General features: G+C 67.8%; 16 protein-coding genes. 4 read left to right on the top strand and 12 right to left on the bottom strand.

The window, feature by feature from the left end:
• From nirD to F5544_RS37015, 4 genes are all read right to left on the bottom strand, one after another.
• Complete coding sequence (gene nirD / locus F5544_RS37000) at positions 1 to 399, bottom strand: nitrite reductase small subunit NirD (protein WP_167477464.1); 399 nt, start codon at positions 397 to 399, stop codon at positions 1 to 3.
• A gap of 64 nt (positions 400 to 463) precedes the next feature.
• Entirely contained in the window at positions 464 to 2989 is a 2526-nt protein-coding gene (nirB, locus tag F5544_RS37005; protein ID WP_167477465.1) for a nitrite reductase large subunit NirB, read from the bottom strand.
• Positions 2990 to 3016: 27 nt separating this feature from the next.
• A complete protein-coding gene (locus F5544_RS37010; RefSeq protein ID WP_428847092.1) occupies positions 3017 to 4498 on the bottom strand; it encodes a nitrate/nitrite transporter in 1482 nt (493 codons plus the stop codon).
• A 119-nt stretch (positions 4499 to 4617) separates the two neighbouring features.
• A complete protein-coding gene (locus F5544_RS37015; protein WP_167477466.1) occupies positions 4618 to 5871 on the bottom strand; it encodes a CynX/NimT family MFS transporter in 1254 nt (417 codons plus the stop codon).
• A 65-nt stretch (positions 5872 to 5936) separates the two neighbouring features.
• On the opposite strand from F5544_RS37015, the gene F5544_RS37020 reads away from it, so the two are divergent.
• Positions 5937 to 6611 (top strand): FadR/GntR family transcriptional regulator, encoded by a 675-nt coding sequence (locus F5544_RS37020; RefSeq protein WP_167477467.1) that lies wholly within the window; start codon positions 5937 to 5939, stop codon positions 6609 to 6611.
• 7 nt (positions 6612 to 6618) lie between these two features.
• On the opposite strand, the gene F5544_RS37025 is transcribed toward F5544_RS37020, so the two are convergent.
• From F5544_RS37025 to F5544_RS37035, 3 genes are all read right to left on the bottom strand, one after another.
• Positions 6619 to 7470, bottom strand: coding sequence for a TIGR02569 family protein (locus F5544_RS37025; protein ID WP_167477468.1), 852 nt, complete (start codon positions 7468 to 7470; stop codon positions 6619 to 6621).
• An 88-nt stretch (positions 7471 to 7558) separates the two neighbouring features.
• Positions 7559 to 8743, bottom strand: a complete 1185-nt coding sequence (gene moeZ, locus F5544_RS37030) for an adenylyltransferase/sulfurtransferase MoeZ (RefSeq protein ID WP_167477469.1) — start codon at positions 8741 to 8743, stop codon at positions 7559 to 7561.
• A gap of 92 nt (positions 8744 to 8835) precedes the next feature.
• Entirely contained in the window at positions 8836 to 9948 is a 1113-nt protein-coding gene (locus F5544_RS37035; RefSeq protein WP_238846858.1) for a DUF3152 domain-containing protein, read from the bottom strand.
• A 185-nt stretch (positions 9949 to 10133) separates the two neighbouring features.
• Here F5544_RS37035 and F5544_RS37040 point away from each other — a divergent pair, with 185 nt between their 5' ends.
• Positions 10134 to 10802: a TetR/AcrR family transcriptional regulator gene (locus F5544_RS37040; protein WP_167477470.1), complete on the top strand. Its 669-nt coding sequence runs from the start codon at positions 10134 to 10136 to the stop codon at positions 10800 to 10802.
• Between the two features lie 57 nt (positions 10803 to 10859).
• On the opposite strand, the gene F5544_RS37045 is transcribed toward F5544_RS37040, so the two are convergent.
• Together F5544_RS37045 and F5544_RS37050 are read right to left on the bottom strand one after the other, a co-directional pair.
• Complete coding sequence (locus F5544_RS37045) at positions 10860 to 11087, bottom strand: DUF3107 domain-containing protein (RefSeq protein ID WP_167477471.1); 228 nt, start codon at positions 11085 to 11087, stop codon at positions 10860 to 10862.
• A 112-nt stretch (positions 11088 to 11199) separates the two neighbouring features.
• On the bottom strand, positions 11200 to 11748 hold the full coding sequence (locus F5544_RS37050; protein WP_167477472.1) for a YceI family protein: 549 nt from the start codon (positions 11746 to 11748) through the stop codon (positions 11200 to 11202).
• Between the two features lie 101 nt (positions 11749 to 11849).
• Here F5544_RS37050 and F5544_RS37055 point away from each other — a divergent pair, with 101 nt between their 5' ends.
• On the top strand, positions 11850 to 12686 hold the full coding sequence (locus tag F5544_RS37055) for a helix-turn-helix transcriptional regulator (RefSeq protein ID WP_167477473.1): 837 nt from the start codon (positions 11850 to 11852) through the stop codon (positions 12684 to 12686).
• Here the strand turns inward: F5544_RS37055 and F5544_RS37060 are convergent, their stop codons facing one another.
• The 3 genes from F5544_RS37060 to F5544_RS37070 all read right to left on the bottom strand — a co-directional run bounded on the left by F5544_RS37060 (position 12687) and on the right by F5544_RS37070 (position 15431).
• Positions 12687 to 13388: a ferritin-like fold-containing protein gene (locus tag F5544_RS37060; RefSeq protein WP_225724908.1), complete on the bottom strand. Its 702-nt coding sequence runs from the start codon at positions 13386 to 13388 to the stop codon at positions 12687 to 12689.
• A 97-nt stretch (positions 13389 to 13485) separates the two neighbouring features.
• Positions 13486 to 14529: an alpha/beta fold hydrolase gene (locus F5544_RS37065; RefSeq protein WP_167477474.1), complete on the bottom strand. Its 1044-nt coding sequence runs from the start codon at positions 14527 to 14529 to the stop codon at positions 13486 to 13488.
• A 38-nt stretch (positions 14530 to 14567) separates the two neighbouring features.
• Positions 14568 to 15431 (bottom strand): SCO6745 family protein, encoded by an 864-nt coding sequence (locus F5544_RS37070; protein ID WP_167477475.1) that lies wholly within the window; start codon positions 15429 to 15431, stop codon positions 14568 to 14570.
• 395 nt (positions 15432 to 15826) lie between these two features.
• Between F5544_RS37070 and F5544_RS37075 the strand changes: the two genes are divergently transcribed.
• On the top strand, positions 15827 to 17566 hold the full coding sequence (locus F5544_RS37075) for a DEAD/DEAH box helicase (protein ID WP_167479734.1): 1740 nt from the start codon (positions 15827 to 15829) through the stop codon (positions 17564 to 17566).
• Positions 17567 to 17585 lie beyond the last annotated feature (19 nt).

Consider the following 17585-nt stretch of genomic DNA (forward strand, 5'->3'; position numbering starts at 1 on the left):
TCATCCGTCCGCGGGCAGGGAGGCGGCGACCGGCTCGTTCGACAGCGCGACGATGCCGTCGACCACCCGCACGGCGTATACGGGCAGCGCGGCGTCGGGATCGTCCAGGCAATGCCCGTCCACCAGCGAGTACGCCTGCTTGAGCAGCGGCGAGGCGACCACCGGCACACCGCCCCGGTCCCCGACGATGCCGCGCGACATCACCGCGGCCCGCCCGATCGGGTCGATATTGCCGACCGCGTAGAGCATGCCGTCGGGCAGCAGGAATAGTGCGGCTTGCTGGCCACCTTTCAGCAACACGGCGACGCCGCGGCCAGGGATCAGGTAGTCGAGCCGGCAAGCCTGCGTCCATCCGGTGATGGTTGCCGTCATGGTGCCGGGAATATCGATCACGGTCATCGGTGTCTACCTCCAAACGCCATACTCATTGGTACCGGCGTCCTGTTTCTGCACGGTTAAGTTGTCATTTCCCCTGCGTAGCGACAGGGACCGGGGGCATCCCCAGCAGCACGGGCACCTTGCGCTCGCCGCTGTCGTCGAAGGCGATGGTCGGATCGGCCGCATCGGGTGCGTTGACGAAGGACACGAACCGGGACAGCTTCTCCTCGTCGTCGAGCACCGCCGCCCATTCATCCCGGTAGCCGGCGACATGCTGGGCCATGGCCGCCTCCAGGTCGTCGGCGATGCCGAGGCTGTCCTCGCAGATCACCTGCTTCAGATAGTCGAGCCCGCCCTCCAGCGCCTCCTGCCACGGCGCGGTGCGCTGCAGCCGGTCGGCGGTGCGGATGTAGAACATCAGGTAGCGGTCGATGTATTTGATCAGCGTCTCGTCGTCGAGGTCGCCCGCCAGCAGCACCGCGTGCTTGGGCGTGAGCCCGCCGTTGCCGCCGACGTACAGGTTCCAGCCGTGTTCGGTGGCGATCACCCCGACGTCCTTGCCGCGCGCTTCGGCGCATTCGCGCGCGCAACCGGAGACGGCCAACTTCAGCTTGTGCGGCGAACGCAGTCCGCGGTAACGCTTTTCGAGCAGCACGGCCATGCCGACCGAATCCTGCTGACCGTAGCGGCACCAGGTGGAGCCGACGCAGCTCTTCACCGTCCGCAGCGACTTGCCGTACGCGTGACCGGATTCCATACCCGCGTCGACCAGCCTGCGCCAGATCAGCGGCAGCTGCTCGACCCGCGCGCCGAACAGGTCGATCCGCTGCCCGCCGGTGACCTTGACATAGAGCCCGAATTCCTTTGCCACCTCACCGATCACGATGAGCTGCTCGGGGGTGACCTCACCGCCGGGCATCCGCGGCACCACCGAATAGGTCCCGTTCTTCTGCAGGTTGGCCAGGAAGTGGTCGTTGGTGTCCTGCAGCGCGGCCTGTTCGCCGTCGAGGATGTGATCGCTGGAGGTGGACGCCAGGATCGATGCCACCGTCGGCTTGCAGATATCGCAGCCGGTTCCGGTGCCGTACTTGGCGATCAGGCCGGAGAAGGTGCGGATACCGGTGACCTGGACGATCTGGAACAGCTCGGCCCGCGACTGGGTGAAGTGCTCGCACAGCGACTTGGACAGCTCGACGCCGGACTGTTCCAACAGCTTCTTGAGCATGGGAACGCAACCGCCACAAGATGTTCCGGCCGAGGTGCAGCCCTTGATGGCCGGGATATCGCAGGCGCCGTCCGAAATCGCCCCGCAGATGGCGCCTTTCGACACGTTGTTGCAGGAGCAGATCTGCGCGTCGTCCGGTAGCGCGTCCGCGCCGAGTTCCGCGCCCGCGGGCGAGATCAGCGCGGCCGGTTCCGCGGGCAGCGGGCGGCCGACCAGCGGACGCAGCGCCGAGTAGGCGGTGGCATCGCCGACGAGTATGCCGCCCAACAGGATTCGCGCGTCATCGGAGACGACGAGCTTGGCGTAGGTGCCCTTGGCCGCATCGTGCAGCACCACCGATAGCGCGCCTTCGGTGACGCCGTGCGCGTCACCGAAGCTGGCCACGTCGACGCCGAGCAGCTTCAGCTTGGTCGACATGTCGGCGCCCGGGAATTCGCCCGCACCGCCGAGCAATCGGTCCGCGACGATCTCCGCCGTCGTGTAGCCGGGCGCGACCAGGCCGTAGCAGACGCCCTCCACCGCCGCGCATTCACCGACGGCCCAGATATTCGGGTCGGAGGTCTGCAAGCCGAGATCGGTGCTGACGCCGCCGCGCGGCCCGAGCTCCAATTCACAGTCGCGGGCCAGCTGATCGCGCGGGCGAACGCCGGCGGAGAACACCACCAGCGACGCATCGATGACCGACTCGTCGGAGAGCGTAACCTTGAGCCGCCCTTGGCCTTCCGACTCGATCGACGAGGTGCCGACCCCGGTGTGCACGTGCAGGCCCAGATCGGTGACGAGCCGTTCGAGGATCGCACCGCCGCCCTCGTCCACCTGTGCGGGCATCAGCCGGTCGTTGTACTCGACGACGTGCGGGACCAGCCCGAGCAGCCGCAGCGCGTTCGCCGCCTCCAGCCCGAGCAGTCCGCCGCCGACGACGACGCCGACCGCACCGGGTCCGGCCGCCTCCGCCGCCGCCCGTATGCCGTCGAGGTCCTCCAGCGTCCGGTAGACGAAGCATTGCGCCAGATCGTGGCCCGGCACCGGCGGCACGAATGGATACGACCCGGTGGCCAGCACCAGCGCGTCGTAGGCGATGGTGTCACCGGCCGAGGTGGTCACCTTGCGGGCCGCCCGGTCGATGGTTTCGGCGCGCTGACCGAGCCGCAGCTCGACCAGCGCGTCACCGGTGTACTCGTTGCCGGGCAGCGCCAGCGCGGCGGCGTCCCAGCTGCCGACGTAGGAGGACAGGCCGACCCGATCGTAGGCGGGCAGCGCCTCTTCGCTCAGCACGACCACCTGCCAGCGGCCGTCCTCGTCCCGCGAGCGCAGTGCCTCGACGAAACGGTGCCCGACCATGCCGTGCCCGACGACGACCACGGTCTTGCGCTGCGATGAGTTCATCGGTAAGTCCTCCAGTGGTTCGAAAGGTCAGACGCGGGCCGAAGCGGTTTCGGCGGAAGCGGTTTCGCGCACCTCGGCGACCTTGCCGGTGGGCCGCCGCAGGAACACCGCCCAGGTGAGCACGGCGCACGCCGCGTAGAAGACCAGGAACACCCAGAACGCGTTGGTGGCGGATTTGGTCGAGGCGTAGGAGGCGCGCAGCACCATATTGATCAGCACGCCGCCGAAAGCGCCTACGGCTCCGGCGAATCCGATCAGCGCGCCGGACATGTTGCGCGACCAGGCGGCCTTTTCGGCGGTATCGCCTTGCACGCTCTTGGATTTGGCCTCGAAGATCGAGGGGATCATCTTGTAGGTCGAGCCGTTGCCGATGCCGGACAGGATGAACAGCAGGATGAAACCGATTACGTAGAACCACAATTCGGCGTGCGTCGGGGCGCGGTGGCCGTTCTTCAGCCCGGTGACGACCAGGATCGCGGTCGAGGCGACCATGGCGACGAAGGTGTACAGCGTGATCTTGCCGCCACCGAATCGGTCGGCCAGCTTGCCGCCGACGGGGCGCAGCAGCGAACCGAGCAGCGGGCCGATGAACGCGATCTGCGCGGCGTGCAGCGAGGCCTTGCCCGCCACCGCGGCCAGCGCGGCGGCCTTCGCCGGACCGGACAGCGCCTGCGCCGCCTGGGTCAGCTCCGCGGTGAAGTTGATATTGAGCACCTGACCGAAGGCGAAGCTGTAGCCGATGAACGAGCCGAAGGTGCCGATGTAGAGCACGCTCATCACCCAGGATTCGCGGTACTTCAGCATCCGGCCCATCGCGGACAGGTCGGCCTTCTGGTTGCGCACGTTGTCCATGTAGAGGTACGCGCCGAGGGCCGCGATCACGATCAGCGCGAGGTAGATCGCGCACAGCACGCTGGCCTGCTTGCCGTCGCCGGTGTACTTCTGCCCGAGCGCGGCGATGATGGCCAGACCGATCAGCTGGATGACCGGCACACCGAGGTTGCCGCCGCCCGCGTTCAGGCCGAGCGCCCACCCCTTGAGCCGCTGGGGATAGAAGACGTTGATGTTGGTCATCGAGGAGGCGAAGTTGCCGCCGCCGACGCCGGCGAAGGCGGCCACCACCATGTACGTGGTGTACGACGCGGGATGCGCCATGTAGTACATGGTCAGCGCGGTCGGCACCAGCAGGGCGACGGCGCTGAAGGTGGTCCAGTTGCGTCCGCCGAATTTCGCCGTCGCGACGGTGTAGGGGATGCGCAGGATCGAGCCGATCAGCGTCGGCATGGCGACCAGGTAGAACTTGCCGATGACGTCGATGTGGTAGACGGCCGGCGGCATCATCAGCACCATCACCGACCAGATGGACCAGATGGAGAAACCGATGTGCTCGGCGAAGATGGACCAGATCAGGTTGCGCCGGGCGATGTCCTTACCGCCCGACTCCCAGGCCTCGACGTCCTCCGCGTCCCAGTGTTCGATATCTCTATTGCGTGCCAGCACACTCACCACGGGCCTCCCAGCATTCGGTTGGCCCAACGGTATGGAACGGGTATTGCGACAATGCTGCGCGCAATGACCGGCAAATCAACCCTTGCTCACCCGCGGCGCGACCGCGAGGTGAGGGTTTGTCAGTGCCAGGTGTCCTCGAGCATGCGCGGCTTGCTGGCCACCCAGGCGCCCGCCAACAGCACCAGCACCGCGACGACCAGCATGGCGAACGGCGCCGCCCAGCCGCCGGTCGAGGTGTGCAGCATGCCGAACAGCACCGGCCCGACGCAGGCCACCGTGTAGCCGACGCCCTGGGTGAAGCCGGACAGCGATGCCGAACCCTGCGGGGTGCGGGTGCGCAGGTTGATCAGGGTGAGCGCCATCGGGAAGGTGCTCGGGCCGAGGCCTAGGATGATCACCCACAGCAGCGGCGCGCTCATCGGCGCGATCAGCAGACCGGCGAAGGCGATGAAGAAGCAGATCGCGCAGCCGACCACCACGATGAACGGATTGCGCAGCCGCGCGACGATCGTCGGCGCGCTCAGCGCGGCCACCAGGCCGACCAGGCCGAAGATGCCGACCATGGTGCCGCCGAAGCTCGGGCTGGCCCCCGCCTCGGACAGGATCTTGGGCAGCCAGGCGAACATCGCGTAGGTGGTGAGCGAGGTCATGCCGAACATGGCCGCCATGCCCCAGGCCAGCGGCGAGCGCCAGACCTGACCCTTCGGTCCCTCGGCGGGCAGCGCGGTCTGGTCGGCCAGGTCGTGGCCGCGCCGGTCGTGCAGCACGCCGATCCACGGCAGCGCGGCGGCGAAGCCGAGCGCCGCCCACAGCCCGAGCGAGACGCGCCAGCCGTGCGCGTCGGCCAGCGGCACCGCGACCAGCGCGGGCAGCACCGTGCCCAGCTGCACCATCACGATGTACAGCGAGCTCACCGTCGCGAGCCGGTCGGAGAAGTACCGCTTGACCAGCGGCGGGATGACGACGTTTCCGATGCCCATACCCGCGAGCGCCAGCGCCGAGAACAGCAGCAGCGTCCAGGTGTCGGACATGAGCACCCGAATCAGCATGCCCGTGCCCGCCATCACCATGGCGACCAGCGCGGTGCGCTCCAATCCGAGGCGGCGGACCAGCACGGGGGTGAGCAGTCCGGACAGCGCGAACATCGCGGTGGGGATCATGCCGAAGACGCCGACCACCGCGGTCGAGTAGCCGATGTCGTGGCCGATCCGCTCGGCGAGCGGGCTGAACGCGGTGACTGCGACGCGCAGCGTGAACGCGGACACGACGATAGCGGCCAATACCAGCAGCCTGCCCTCGATCAGGGCGCGCTTTCGCTGCTCAACCCGGGTGAATTCCGGGCAGGTCTGGGTCTCGCGGAGGGTCGAAGTCACCGCGAAATCATAGGATGACCCGACGATCACACACAACGATTTGTGACGAGCGGTACTCTGTTGCGGTGCAACCCGTCCGGCGCACCAGCCTCATCGCTCAAGTAACCGAACAACTACGTGCCGAAATTCGTTCCGGCCGTTGGCAGATCGGTGCCAGAATTCCCACCGAACCGGAGCTCACCGAGCTCACCGGAACAGGTCGAAACACCGTGCGCGAGGCCGTCCAGGCCCTCGTACACGCAGGCATGTTGGAGCGCCGCCAGGGCTCCGGCACGTATGTGATCGCCGCCTCCGACCTCGGCGGCACCCTCGGCAAATATTTCGCCGACGCCGAGGAGCGCGACGTGCTCGAGCTCCGCCTGGCCCTGGATACCACCGCCGCCGCGCTGGCCGCACGCCGCCGCGACGACGTCGATATCGCCAACCTGCGACGCCTGCTCGACGAGCGCAGCGTCAAGGACGAGGATGCGGCGAGCCGCACCGTCATCGAGGCGGATGTCGAACTGCATCGGGCCATCGTGGTCGCCAGCCACAACGCGGTGTACCTCGAGTTCTACGACTCGCTGCTGCCGACCATCGAACAGGTGATCCGTTCGCGCGTGTTCAAGGGTGACGACTCCTACGACGCCGAACATCAGGAGATGGTCCAGGCGGTGATCGATGGCGACTCGGAGCGGGCGGCCACCGCGGCGCGCTGCTTTCTGGACGCGCTGATCGCCGACTATCCGGACGCCAGGTAACACCGGATCACAGCAGGAGCCGGACCATATCCGCCGTGCGCGCGAGCCCCGGGAAGGCCTCGGGGGTCGAACGCGGATGCAGCGCATGTACCGCCAGCCGGAACATCACCGCGCGCAACAGCATCTGCGGCCACTCGGGTAGGTCCGCCCAGCGCTCCAGCAACCCGTCGTCGGCCCCGCCCCAGGACAGCGCGTCCACCACGATCACCCCGGCCGCCCACGGGGCCGGCCGCCAGTAGGGCGTGATATCCGCGAGGCCCGGCGTGAAAACGCCTGCGAACAATACGGTTCCGAACAGATCGCCGTGCACCAGCTGCGCGGGCGTCTGCACCGGCTTGCGCAGGGTGGCCAGCTGATTGATCAGCTCGATGCTGCGCTGCCCGTCCGGTGACGTGGTCGGCAGCGTGCCGCCCGCCCGTAAACCGCGCAGCGGCACCGCCTCCCAGGCCGCCCGATCGGCCGCGACGAATACGTCGACGTCCACCCACGGCGCCACCGGCGGCTGCACCAGGAACCGCGGCCGCTCCAAATGCGCGGTCGCCTTGTGTAGTCGCAGCGACACCGAAACCACCTCGTCGTGCCGGGGTTCCGGGGTGCCCTCCAGGTAAGTGTCCGCGCGCCAACCGGATACGACATATCTGCCGTCGGTCGCGCGCACCGGCCTGGCCAGGCGCAGACCGTCCACCTTGAGCGTCTCGCGGACCTTCGCCGACCACGCGGCCCGCGCGTGATCGGCGACCGGACTGAGCACCACGTCACCGAAGCGCCATGCACCGTCCCAGTCGTCCAACGCGACCGGGCCCACCTCGCGCAGCCCGAAGGTGGCGCGCACGTGATCGGGGGGTTCCAACGACGTCACGGGCGGTACCGTACCGCCGGTATGGAACGGGTTCCGTGACGCCGCGCCGAGGCCGCAACCGAAGCGATACCCCGGTCGATCCCCCTTGTCAGTACACCGGCAGCGAGGGGTCGATCTGGTTGGCCCAGGCGATGATTCCGCCCTGCACATGGGTCGCGTCGGCGAACCCGGCCCGCTTCAGCGCGGCCAGCGCCTCGGCCGAGCGCACACCGGTCTTGCAGTGCAGCACGATCGGCCGGTTCTGCGGCAGCTCGGCCAGCGCCTCACCGGACAGGATGCGGTCCTTCGGAATCAGCTTCGCGCCCTCGATATGCACGATGTCCCATTCCACCGGCTCGCGCACATCGATGATCTCCACCGGCTTACCCGCGTCGATCATCTCCTTGAGCTCCAGCGCGGTGATGGTGGATCCGGCGGCCGCGGCCTGCCCCTCCTCCGACACCACACCGCAGAACGCGTCGTAGTCGATCAACTCGGTGATCGGCTGACGCTCCGGATCGCGGCGCAGCTTGATGGTCCGGTAGTTCATATCCAGTGCGTCGTACACCATCAGCCGGCCGAGCAGCGGCTCGCCGACGCCGGTGATCAGCTTGATCGCCTCGGTCACCATGATCGAACCGATCGACGCGCACAGCACGCCGAGCACACCGCCCTCGGCGCAGGACGGCACCATGCCGGGCGGCGGCGCCTCCGGGTACAGGTCGCGGTAGTTGATGCCGCGCCCGTCCGGCGCGTCCTCCCAGAACACCGACACCTGACCCTCGAACCGGTAGATCGAGCCCCAGACGTACGGCTTGCCCGCCAGCACGGCGGCATCGTTGACCAGGTAGCGGGTCGCGAAATTATCGGTGCCGTCGACGATCAGGTCGTATTCGCCGAACAGCTCCACCGCGTTCTCCGGCTCCAACCGGATCTTGTGCAGCCGCACATCGATGCCGGAATTGATCTCCAGAATCGAATCGCGCGCGCTGTCCGCCTTCGGGCGGCCGATATCGGATTCGCCGTGAATGATCTGACGCTGCAGATTCGACGCGTCGACCTCGTCGAATTCGACGATGCCGAGGGTGCCGACACCGGCGGCGGCCAGGTACAGCAGCGCGGGCGAGCCGAGACCGCCCGCACCGATCACCAGCACCTTGGCGTTCCTCAATCGCTTCTGACCGTCCACACCCAGATCCGGAATGATCAGGTGACGGCTGTAGCGGGCGACCTCATCCCTGGTCAGCTCCGCGGCCGGCTCGACCAATGGCGGCAGGGACTTTGGTGATGACACGTCCAGGACTCCTCGAATCGAATTGGCCGATCGCAATATCTGTCTTTCAACACCGGTGGCACGGCCGTTCTTCCCGACCATCGTCCTCCACCTCAGCCCCTCGGATACGGCCAGGGGTTGAAGTGACAGGTCTTACCGTCCATCGGGACGACACCGCCCGGTTCCAGCGCGGCGATGTCGTTGTCGCGCACGCCGAAGGTCTGCTGCATCATCACCGGCGCCAGCCCGCCGTCGGCCTCGCACGGCTGATGCTGGTGGTAGCCGATGGCATGGCCGACCTCGTGATTGATCTGGTACTGCCGATACGACCCGATATCGCCCTCGAACGCCACCGCACCGCGCACCCAGCGCACCTCGGAAAGCACCACCCGCCCGATATCGGCGTTGTAGCAAGACGAATCGATCGGAATTTCGAAACCGCATGCCTTGCGGGCGGTTTGGCGCGAGGTGAGGGAGATGCGGAATTCGGTGTCGCCCTGATCGACGCGGCGGAAGGCGAACCGTTTGTCATGGGTCCAGCTCTTCGGATTGGCCAGGGTGGAGTCGATCATCTTGGCCACCGATTCGTCACCGCCGAATCCGGAGGTGTCGACGCCGTCCTCGATTTCCACGGTGTACCGGAAGACGTTCTCGGTGCCCTGACCGACCTGTGCGCCCGCGCCGGGAACGATATGCCAGGCCCCGGCGCCGGATTCGGTGAACGCGCCGCCGTCGGGCAGCGCGCCGGTCGGCAGGTCGGTCGGGAAGCGCCCGTCACCGGACGGCCCGCCGATGATGCCCTGGGTGGCGGCGCGCGGACTCAATTTGCCGAATCCGGGAATGCTCGTGGTCGGCACGGGCGCATCGGTGCCGCGCACCGCGTCGACGATCACCAGCACCGTGACCACGAAAAGGACCGGCAGCGCATAGGCCCGCCAACCGTAGGTGGAGACGAAACGTCCTAGGGCGCTTTGCTTTTTCGCGTTCCGCTCCGGTCTTTCGCGGGTGCGGCGGTCATCGGGCGCGGTGGGATCCCAGCGGGCCCGCAGCGGCTGATGCGAACGGTCCGCGGGTTGATAGAGGCCCAGCGGATCGTAGATTTCGACGCCGTTGTGATCGCGCAGCGGCGCATCCGGCTCCGGGGACGGGTCGGAGCCCCGCGAACGCTCCCGCGCGCTCGCACCGTCTCCGGCGCGCGACCGTGCATCCGGTCCGAACCCTGCCACGAAGCCCGACACTACGGAACCGGGGCCGCCGAAGCCAGCGGCCCTGGTGGCCATACCCGGTGCGAGCTAGGTCACCGAGTGGTACTTTCCCCTCCCGGACCGGACAGTGACTTGATACCGGGTATTGTTCATGGGATACCCGGTGCACACCCCCTCCTGCCGGGGAATCGACTGGGAGAGCCGAAATGACTGACCTCGTGGACCGGATGACGTCCCGCAGATCATCGTCGTCCGAGGCCATGGCGCCTACGAAGCGCGGTACCCGGCTGCCACGCGACGAGCGGCGGCAGCAATTGCTCCTGGCGGCGAGCGAGATCTTCGTGAACCGCGGCTACCACGCCGCGGGTATGGACGAGATCTCGCAGTGCGCCGGGGTGAGCAAGCCGGTGCTCTATCAACACTTCACCAGCAAGCTGGAACTGTACCTGGCCGTACTGCAGAACTACGTCGACATGCTGGTGTCGAGCGTGCGCCAGGCGCTGCGTTCGACCACCGACAACCGCCAGCGCGTGCGCGCCGCCGTGCAGGCGTACTTCGATTTCGTCGATAACGAAATGCAGGGTTTCCGACTGGTTTTCGAATCCGACCTGACCTCGGAGCCGCAGGTGCAGCGCCGGGTCGAGCAGGCCACCGAGGCCTGCGTCGACGCGGTCTTCGACCTGGTGGCGCACGACTCCGGATTGGACCCCTACCGGGCCCGCATCCTGGCCGTCGGCCTGGTCGGCGCCAGCCAGTTCACCGCGCGGTACTGGCTGGAGGCGGATCGGCCGATCCCGAAGGACGAGGCGGTCGACACCACGGTCGCGCTCGCGTGGGGCGGCCTCTCGCACGTCCCGCTGCATCCGATCGACTAGAACACACGAAGAGAGCCCCTGGGATACCCCAGGGGCTCTCTTTGTGTCCGGCCGCGACTACACCGCGGCGAAGCCGACCCGGCCCGCGGCCGAGGTGCCGATCTCCACGTAGGCGACCTTGGAGGCCTGGATCAGGTATTTGCGGCCCTTCTCGTCGGTCAGCGACATGATGCCGCCCTGACCGCTGAGCGCACCGGACACCAGCTTCTCGACCTCTTCGGGCGTCTGCGAGCTGCTGATCACCAGCTCGCGCGGGCTATCCGCAATACCGATCTTGACCTCCACGGCCAACCTCCGAACCTAGAGTCCTTCGCTGTCGGAACAAGGCTAGTGCAGGGCAACCCGGAAATCGCATGCGCCCGCCTGCGCTGTCAGCGAACGTGCCGACCGGAATTCACTACTTCGGCTCGACCAGCTGGATCTCGAGTTCGATCTTGACGGCGTCGCTGAGCATGCCCGGCAGCGGGCCGCCGACACCGAAATCGGTGCGCTTGATGGTGCCGGAGGCGGAGAATCCGGCGTGCCGGTCGCCGGTGGCGGGATGTTCCCGCACGCCGCCCCATTCCACCTCGAGGGTGACCGGCTTGGTGATGGCGCCGAGGGTCGCCTCGCCCTGGACGGTGAAGGTTTCGGCGACGGCGACCGGCTCGGTGGCGCGGAAGGTCAGCGTCGGACGGTTTTCCACGTCGAGGAAATCGGCATTGCGCACGTGCGCATCGCGATCGGCGTTGCCGGTATCGAAGGAGTCGAGGTAAATGGTGGCGCCGATATTCGCGGTGCCGTCCGCGCCGACCACGAATTCGGTGTCGAATTTGCTGAAGCCGCCGCGCACCTTGGCGATGCCGAGGTGACGAACGGTGAACCCGACCGAGGAATGGTACGGATCCAGCGTCCACGAGCCGGTTTTCAAAGATGTTGCGGTGGCGGTGTTCTCGGAAGTCGTCATACCGGCAAGAATTCCGCCGCGGTGATCGAGTAGCCAGACCGCCGTTATCCTGGACCTCCCAGGGCGAGGATAAGCGGACCGCGGCCCGGCATGATGGATCCATGGCTCGTAACGGTTTCGCGGAATTCCTGGTCGCCCGCCGCGCCGAACTGCGCCCGGCCGACGTCGGACTTCCCGAGGGCGGCCGCCGCCGCACCCCCGGCCTGCGGCGCGAGGAGGTCGCCGTGCTGGCCGGGCTCAGCGCCGACTATCTGGCCCGGCTGGAACAGGGCCGCGACACCAACCCGTCGATGGCGGTGGTCAACGCGCTCGCGAAGGCACTGAAATTGGAGGGCCCGGCCCGGCATCACTTCGGCTGGCTCGCCCTGACCAGTTGCGATCTCGGCACGCAGTGCCCGGGCAGCGACTCCCCCACCGAGGTTCCGGAAACCATGCACAGCATCCTGTGCGCGCTGCAGCCGACGCCCGCTTTCGTACTGAGCCGCCGGCTGGACGTGGTGGATTGGAATGCCGCGTGGGAGACGTTCGCGACACCCCTAGGCCTGCTGGACGATCCGGACCACGCCAACCTGGTGCAGTTCACCTTCGCGCACCCGTCGGCCCACCGCATCTGGCGCGATTGGTCGCAGGTCGCCGATCTGTTCGTCGCCGCGATACTCCGGTCCACCATCCGCTGGCCCGCCGATCAACGGCTCCGCGACTACGTCGAATACCTGTGCGGCTTCCCGGAATTCGCCGAACGCTGGAGCAAGCACCAGCCCGGACTCCAGCCGACGGGCACACTGCACATCGAGCATCCGGCGCTCGGTCCGGTCGCCGTGCCATTCGAAACACTGGACGGCGCAGGCGATTACAGCGTCGCGGTCTGGCTCATCGAGCAAACCGCAACGCGCGCACCGGAACTGCGCCTGGTCCAGAACCGCGCCGTCAACGAGTGATCAGATACCGAGCACGGCCATGCGTTCGGCGTGGCTGGCCTGCATCCGCTCGAACAGCGCGGCGATGCCGTTCAGGTCGCCGGTGGCGGTGAGCACCAGATCGGTGAGCTCATCGCGCTGGGCCATCACGTACTGCGCCTGGGTGATCGCCTCGCCGAGCAGGCGGCGGCCCCACAGTGTGAGCCGGTCGCGTTCGGAGCGGCTGGCGGCCACCGCGCGGCGCACCTCGTCGACGACGAACTCGGAGTGGTTGGTCTCCGCGAGCACATCCCGGACGACCGCCGCGACCTCGGGCGTCAGCGCGCCGGCGATCTCGGTGTAGAAGTCGGCGGCGATACCGTCACCGACGTAGAACTTCACCATCGATTCCAGCCAGGTAGACGGGTCGGTGGAGGCGTGGTAGGCGTCGAGGGCCCGCACGAACGGCGCCATCGCGTCGAAGATGTCGACGCCGCGCTCGGCCAGCGCCGATTCGAGCATTTCGAAATGCTCCATCTCGGCGGCGGCCATCTTGGCCACCGCGACCTTGCCGCGCAGCGTCGGCGACAGCTTGGCCTCCTCGGCCAGCCGGTAGAACGCGGAGATCTCGCCGTAGGCGAGCACCGCGAACAGATCGGTCACCCCGGGATGGTCGGCGAGGATGGGCGATCGGCTCGGGTCGTTCTGCGAAACACCTAGCGCGGTAGGTGACTGGGCTCCCATGCCGCACAGCCTAGTCGCGCACGGTGAATCCGGTTCGGCGGTCTCGCGGTTGCTCCCGGCAATTGGAAAAGACCACCCAGCATCCGAGATTCGGCGCTCATCGCTCCGACAGGAACTTGTCCAGATAGGCCCATGTGGTGTCGCGCGCGCCCGGCCCGGTCAGGATGCCGAGGTGGCTGCCCGGCGCGGTCTCGTATCGAACCTCGGCCGCGTTCACCAGCGTCGCGACGCCCGCCTCGACGGCGGCCGCCGCGGTGATCATGTCGTCGGGCCCGCCGACCAACAGCACCGGCGCGGTGACGGCGGCGAGCTCGATCCGCCGCCGACCCAGTCGCACGACACCGCGCCCGATGTCGTTGTGCCGGATGAACCTTCCCCACAGCTGGTTGTAGAACCGGCCCGGATAGCCCGGCATCTCGGCCATGAACCGGTCGATCGACTCCATCTTGGCCAGCGCCTCGGTGCTGGTGATGTTGTTGGCGACGAACCACGGTCTGGTCAGCTCGCGATCCCATGCGGTGAGCCGGTAGGCGAGCCGGGTGAGCGTGGCCGGGACGCCGCCGACCGCACGCACCGCGGTGGACATGCCGAGCCCGCCGGTGAGCCGGGCGAGCGCGCGCACCTGCGGAATTCCGGCCATCCTGTCGTAGTCCAGCGGCGCGCCGACCGCGGTGATCGATCGGATCGGCAGTTCGGCGTGCGCCGCGGCGGTGAGCAGCGCCAGCGTGCCGCCGATCGACCAGCCGACGAGATCCACCGCGCGGCCGCCGCGGTCGGCGGAGACCCGCAGGATCGATTCGGGCAGGATGTCGTCGATCCAGTCCTCGAAACCCATCCGCCGGTCGGCGAAGGTGATCTCGCCGTAGTCGACCAGATAGGGCGCGCGGCCGGATTCGAGCAGGAAACGCGCGACGCTCTGGTCCGGCCGCAGATCGAAGCAGGTCGCGGGCGCGGCCAGCGGCGGCACCAGGAGTACGGCGGAATCTGTTGTCTCGCTTGCATTTTCGAAACGACGCAGCAGGCGGTGCGGCGCATCCCACAGCACCGTCGCCGGTGCCGGATCCGGCGCCTCGACACCCGGCCCGAAGGTGAGCGCCCAGGCATTGCGCGCGGCCAGCGTGACGTTTTCAGCGAAATTCACGAGCAGAATCTCTCACACTCCGGTACCGCCGGTAACACTCAACCCTCGTTCTTCCCCATGGCGATCGGCGTATTCGACGGCACCACCTCCGCCCGCACCCGCTTGACCAGCGGCGCGAACGCGGTGGTGAATTCCGCGACGGCATCCTGGGACAGCGCCGAGAGCGCACCGTGCCAAGCGGCCTCGTCGGTGGCCTTCTCCACCCGTTCCAGCAGTTCGCCGCCGCTCGCGGTCAGCGACGGATTCGTCGGCTCACCCTTCACCAGACCACCGGCGCGCAGCTCGTCCACCGCGTCGGCCCACTCCCGCTCGGAGATCCCGCGCGCAATCCGCGTCACCGATTCGGTCGTCTTACCCGCCGCCACCTGCAGCACCAGCGCCTGACGCCCGCTGATGCCGTGCGCGACCAGCGCCGCGACATGTCCGTCGCCGCGATGCTCGCGCAGCGAGGTCACCGTCTGCCACAGCGCGCCGACCGGGTCGTCCGGCAGCGGCAGCGCGGCATTCGCGGCGTAGAGCGCGCGGCCGGTCGCGTCGGCGGCCCGCAGCGCGGGAGCCAGCAGCGCGGCCGCCCTGGCGGATTCCGCGTCACCCGCCCCGCATTCGCGCAGTACGCGGGTGGACAGGGCCAAACGCGCCTCCAGACAGTGCCGCGGCGTGGTCCGCGACCAGGCGTCCGGTAGCGCTTTGGCGACCATATCCGGGTGGAATCCGGCGAAGGTCGCGAGCACGACACCCGCCCCGACCTCCCCGAGTGGCGCGGCCCGGTAGGCGAAGTAGGTCTGCCAGTAGCCGCGCAGGCCCAGCGCGAGTCCGGACTCCTTCACCCCCGCTCCGAAATAGACGACATCGTGCAGCGGTTCGAGCGTCGTCCAGATTCGACGCGCCGGGTGAATTGCCATGTGCCGCACTGTACGTCGACAAACCGAGCGAGGAAACCGAACTATTGCGGCGAAATTACCGGCCCGGAATTCGAGCCGTGCACAATATCACGCTACAATCTTCCCGGACAACGGAAATTTCCCCGCCTTGACCGGTTTCGGGCGTGGTATCCGGAGTCCGAGAAAATGTGCGCGCACCTGATCCGCGTCACCCACGCGTCGCGCCGAGGTATCCCGAGCTGGTTGGCCGTCGTTTTTCGATGGCACCCGGGACCGGCAGCGACTGGCGGTGAGTATCACAGGCGGATACGTGGTCGTCGCGGACCGACCGGTCTGCCCCACGCCTCGTGCGCGCGTGACGCGCTGACGAGGAAGGCAAGAACCTGAGCAAGATCACCGTAGAACAGGAACCAGGACTGGCGGACACGCTGCTGACGGCCGAACTGGACGACACGCACACCGCCCCGAGTTTCGCCGAATTGGGCGTGCGCCCGGAAATCGTGCGCGCGCTCGGCGAGATCGGAATCGAACGCACATTCGCCATTCAGGAACTCACCCTGCCGCTCGCGCTGGCCGGTGAGGATCTGATCGGCCAGGCCCGCACGGGTATGGGCAAAACCTTCGGCTTCGGTGTGCCGCTGCTGCACCGCATCGCCACCCCCGAATCCGGAACCACCCCGCTCGACGGCACGCCGCGCGCGCTGGTCATCGTGCCGACCCGCGAGCTGTGCATCCAGGTCACCCAGGACCTGGAAAACGCCAGCAAATACCTCACCAACCAGAAGGGCCCCCTACGGGTCACCGCCATCTACGGCGGCCGCCCGTACGAGGCGCAGATCGATGCGCTGCGTTCCGGCGTCGACGTCGTGGTCGGCACCCCGGGCCGCCTGCTCGACCTGGCCGACCAGCAGCATCTGATCCTCGGCAAGATCGGCGTGCTGGTGCTGGACGAGGCCGACGAAATGCTCGACCTGGGCTTCCTGCCCGATATCGAGCGCATCCTGAACATGGTCCCGGAGAAGCGTCAGACCATGCTCTTCTCGGCCACCATGCCGGGCCCGATCATCACCCTGGCCCGCACCTTCCTCACCCGCCCGACGCATATCCGGGCCGAGGAACCGCACGATTCCGCCGTGCACGACCGGACGGCCCAGTTCGTCTACCGGGCGCACGCGCTGGATAAGAGCGAGCTCGTCGCCAGGATTCTGCAGGCCGAGAGCCGCGGCGCCACCATGATCTTCACCAGGACCAAGCGCACCGCGCAGAAGGTGGCCGACGAGCTGGCCGAGCGCGGATTCGCGGTGGGCGCCGTGCACGGCGACCTCGGCCAGATCGCGCGCGAGAAGGCGCTGACCAAATTCCGCAAGGGCACCATCGACGTGTTGGTCGCCACCGACGTCGCCGCCCGAGGCATCGATATCGACGACGTCACCCACGTCATCAACTACCAGTGCCCCGAGGACGAGAAGACCTACGTGCACCGCATCGGGCGCACCGGCCGGGCCGGGCGCACCGGTGTCGCGGTGACGCTCATCGACTGGGACGAGCTGAACCGCTGGGAGGCCATCGACAAGGCGCTCGGCCTCGGCATCCCGGAGCCGGTGGAAACGTATTCCCGTTCGCCGCATCTGTTTTCGGATCTGGGCATCCCGGAGGGCGCGACCGGCTTCGTCCGCAAGCCGAAGCCGGAGCGGGATCCCGACGCGGTGGTCGAGGAACGACCCGCCCGCACCCCGCGCAAGCGGAATCGCAAGCGCACCAGGGGCGGCCAGCCGGTCGACGCGAACGGTGTTGCGGCCGAGGTCGATTCCGATTCCGCGGCGGCCGAGGTGGAAGCCGTCGAGGCGGTCGCCGAAAATGCCGACGCCGCAACGGTTGACGACGAGAACGCCGAAAAGCCCGCCCGCCGCAGGCGGCGTCGGCGCAAGCCGGCGGAAACCGACACGGCCGACACCGAATCCGGTGCGGCGGTGAATGAATCCGGCGAAGCCGACACGGCCGAATCCGACACAACCGAATCCGACGCGCCCGCCAGGCGCAGGCGTCGCCGCCGCCGGACCTCGGACGAGCGCGCCGAAAACGGTTCGGCCAATGGCACCGTCGCGACCAGCGACAATGCCCAGGCGGAAAGGGCGGGCGCGACCGCGTCAGCCTGATCGCGCCGGATCGGCTAGT

The organism is Nocardia arthritidis (genome assembly GCF_011801145.1).
GTDB lineage: Bacteria > Actinomycetota > Actinomycetes > Mycobacteriales > Mycobacteriaceae > Nocardia > Nocardia arthritidis_A.

Bases quoted from the DNA above. Each gene is read 5' to 3' on its own strand.
- F5544_RS37040 (WP_167477470.1), top strand. From the start codon at position 10,134: ATGACTGACCTCGTGGACCGGATGACGTCCCGCAGATCATCGTCGTCC.
- F5544_RS37055 (WP_167477473.1), top strand. From the start codon at position 11,850: ATGGCTCGTAACGGTTTCGCGGAATTCCTGGTCGCCCGCCGCGCCGAA.
- F5544_RS37050 (WP_167477472.1), bottom strand. From the start codon at position 11,748: ATGACGACTTCCGAGAACACCGCCACCGCAACATCTTTGAAAACCGGC.
- nirD (WP_167477464.1), bottom strand. From the start codon at position 399: ATGACCGTGATCGATATTCCCGGCACCATGACGGCAACCATCACCGGA.
- F5544_RS37070 (WP_167477475.1), bottom strand. From the start codon at position 15,431: ATGGCAATTCACCCGGCGCGTCGAATCTGGACGACGCTCGAACCGCTG.
- F5544_RS37060 (WP_225724908.1), bottom strand. From the start codon at position 13,388: ATGGGAGCCCAGTCACCTACCGCGCTAGGTGTTTCGCAGAACGACCCG.
- nirB (WP_167477465.1), bottom strand. From the start codon at position 2,989: ATGAACTCATCGCAGCGCAAGACCGTGGTCGTCGTCGGGCACGGCATG.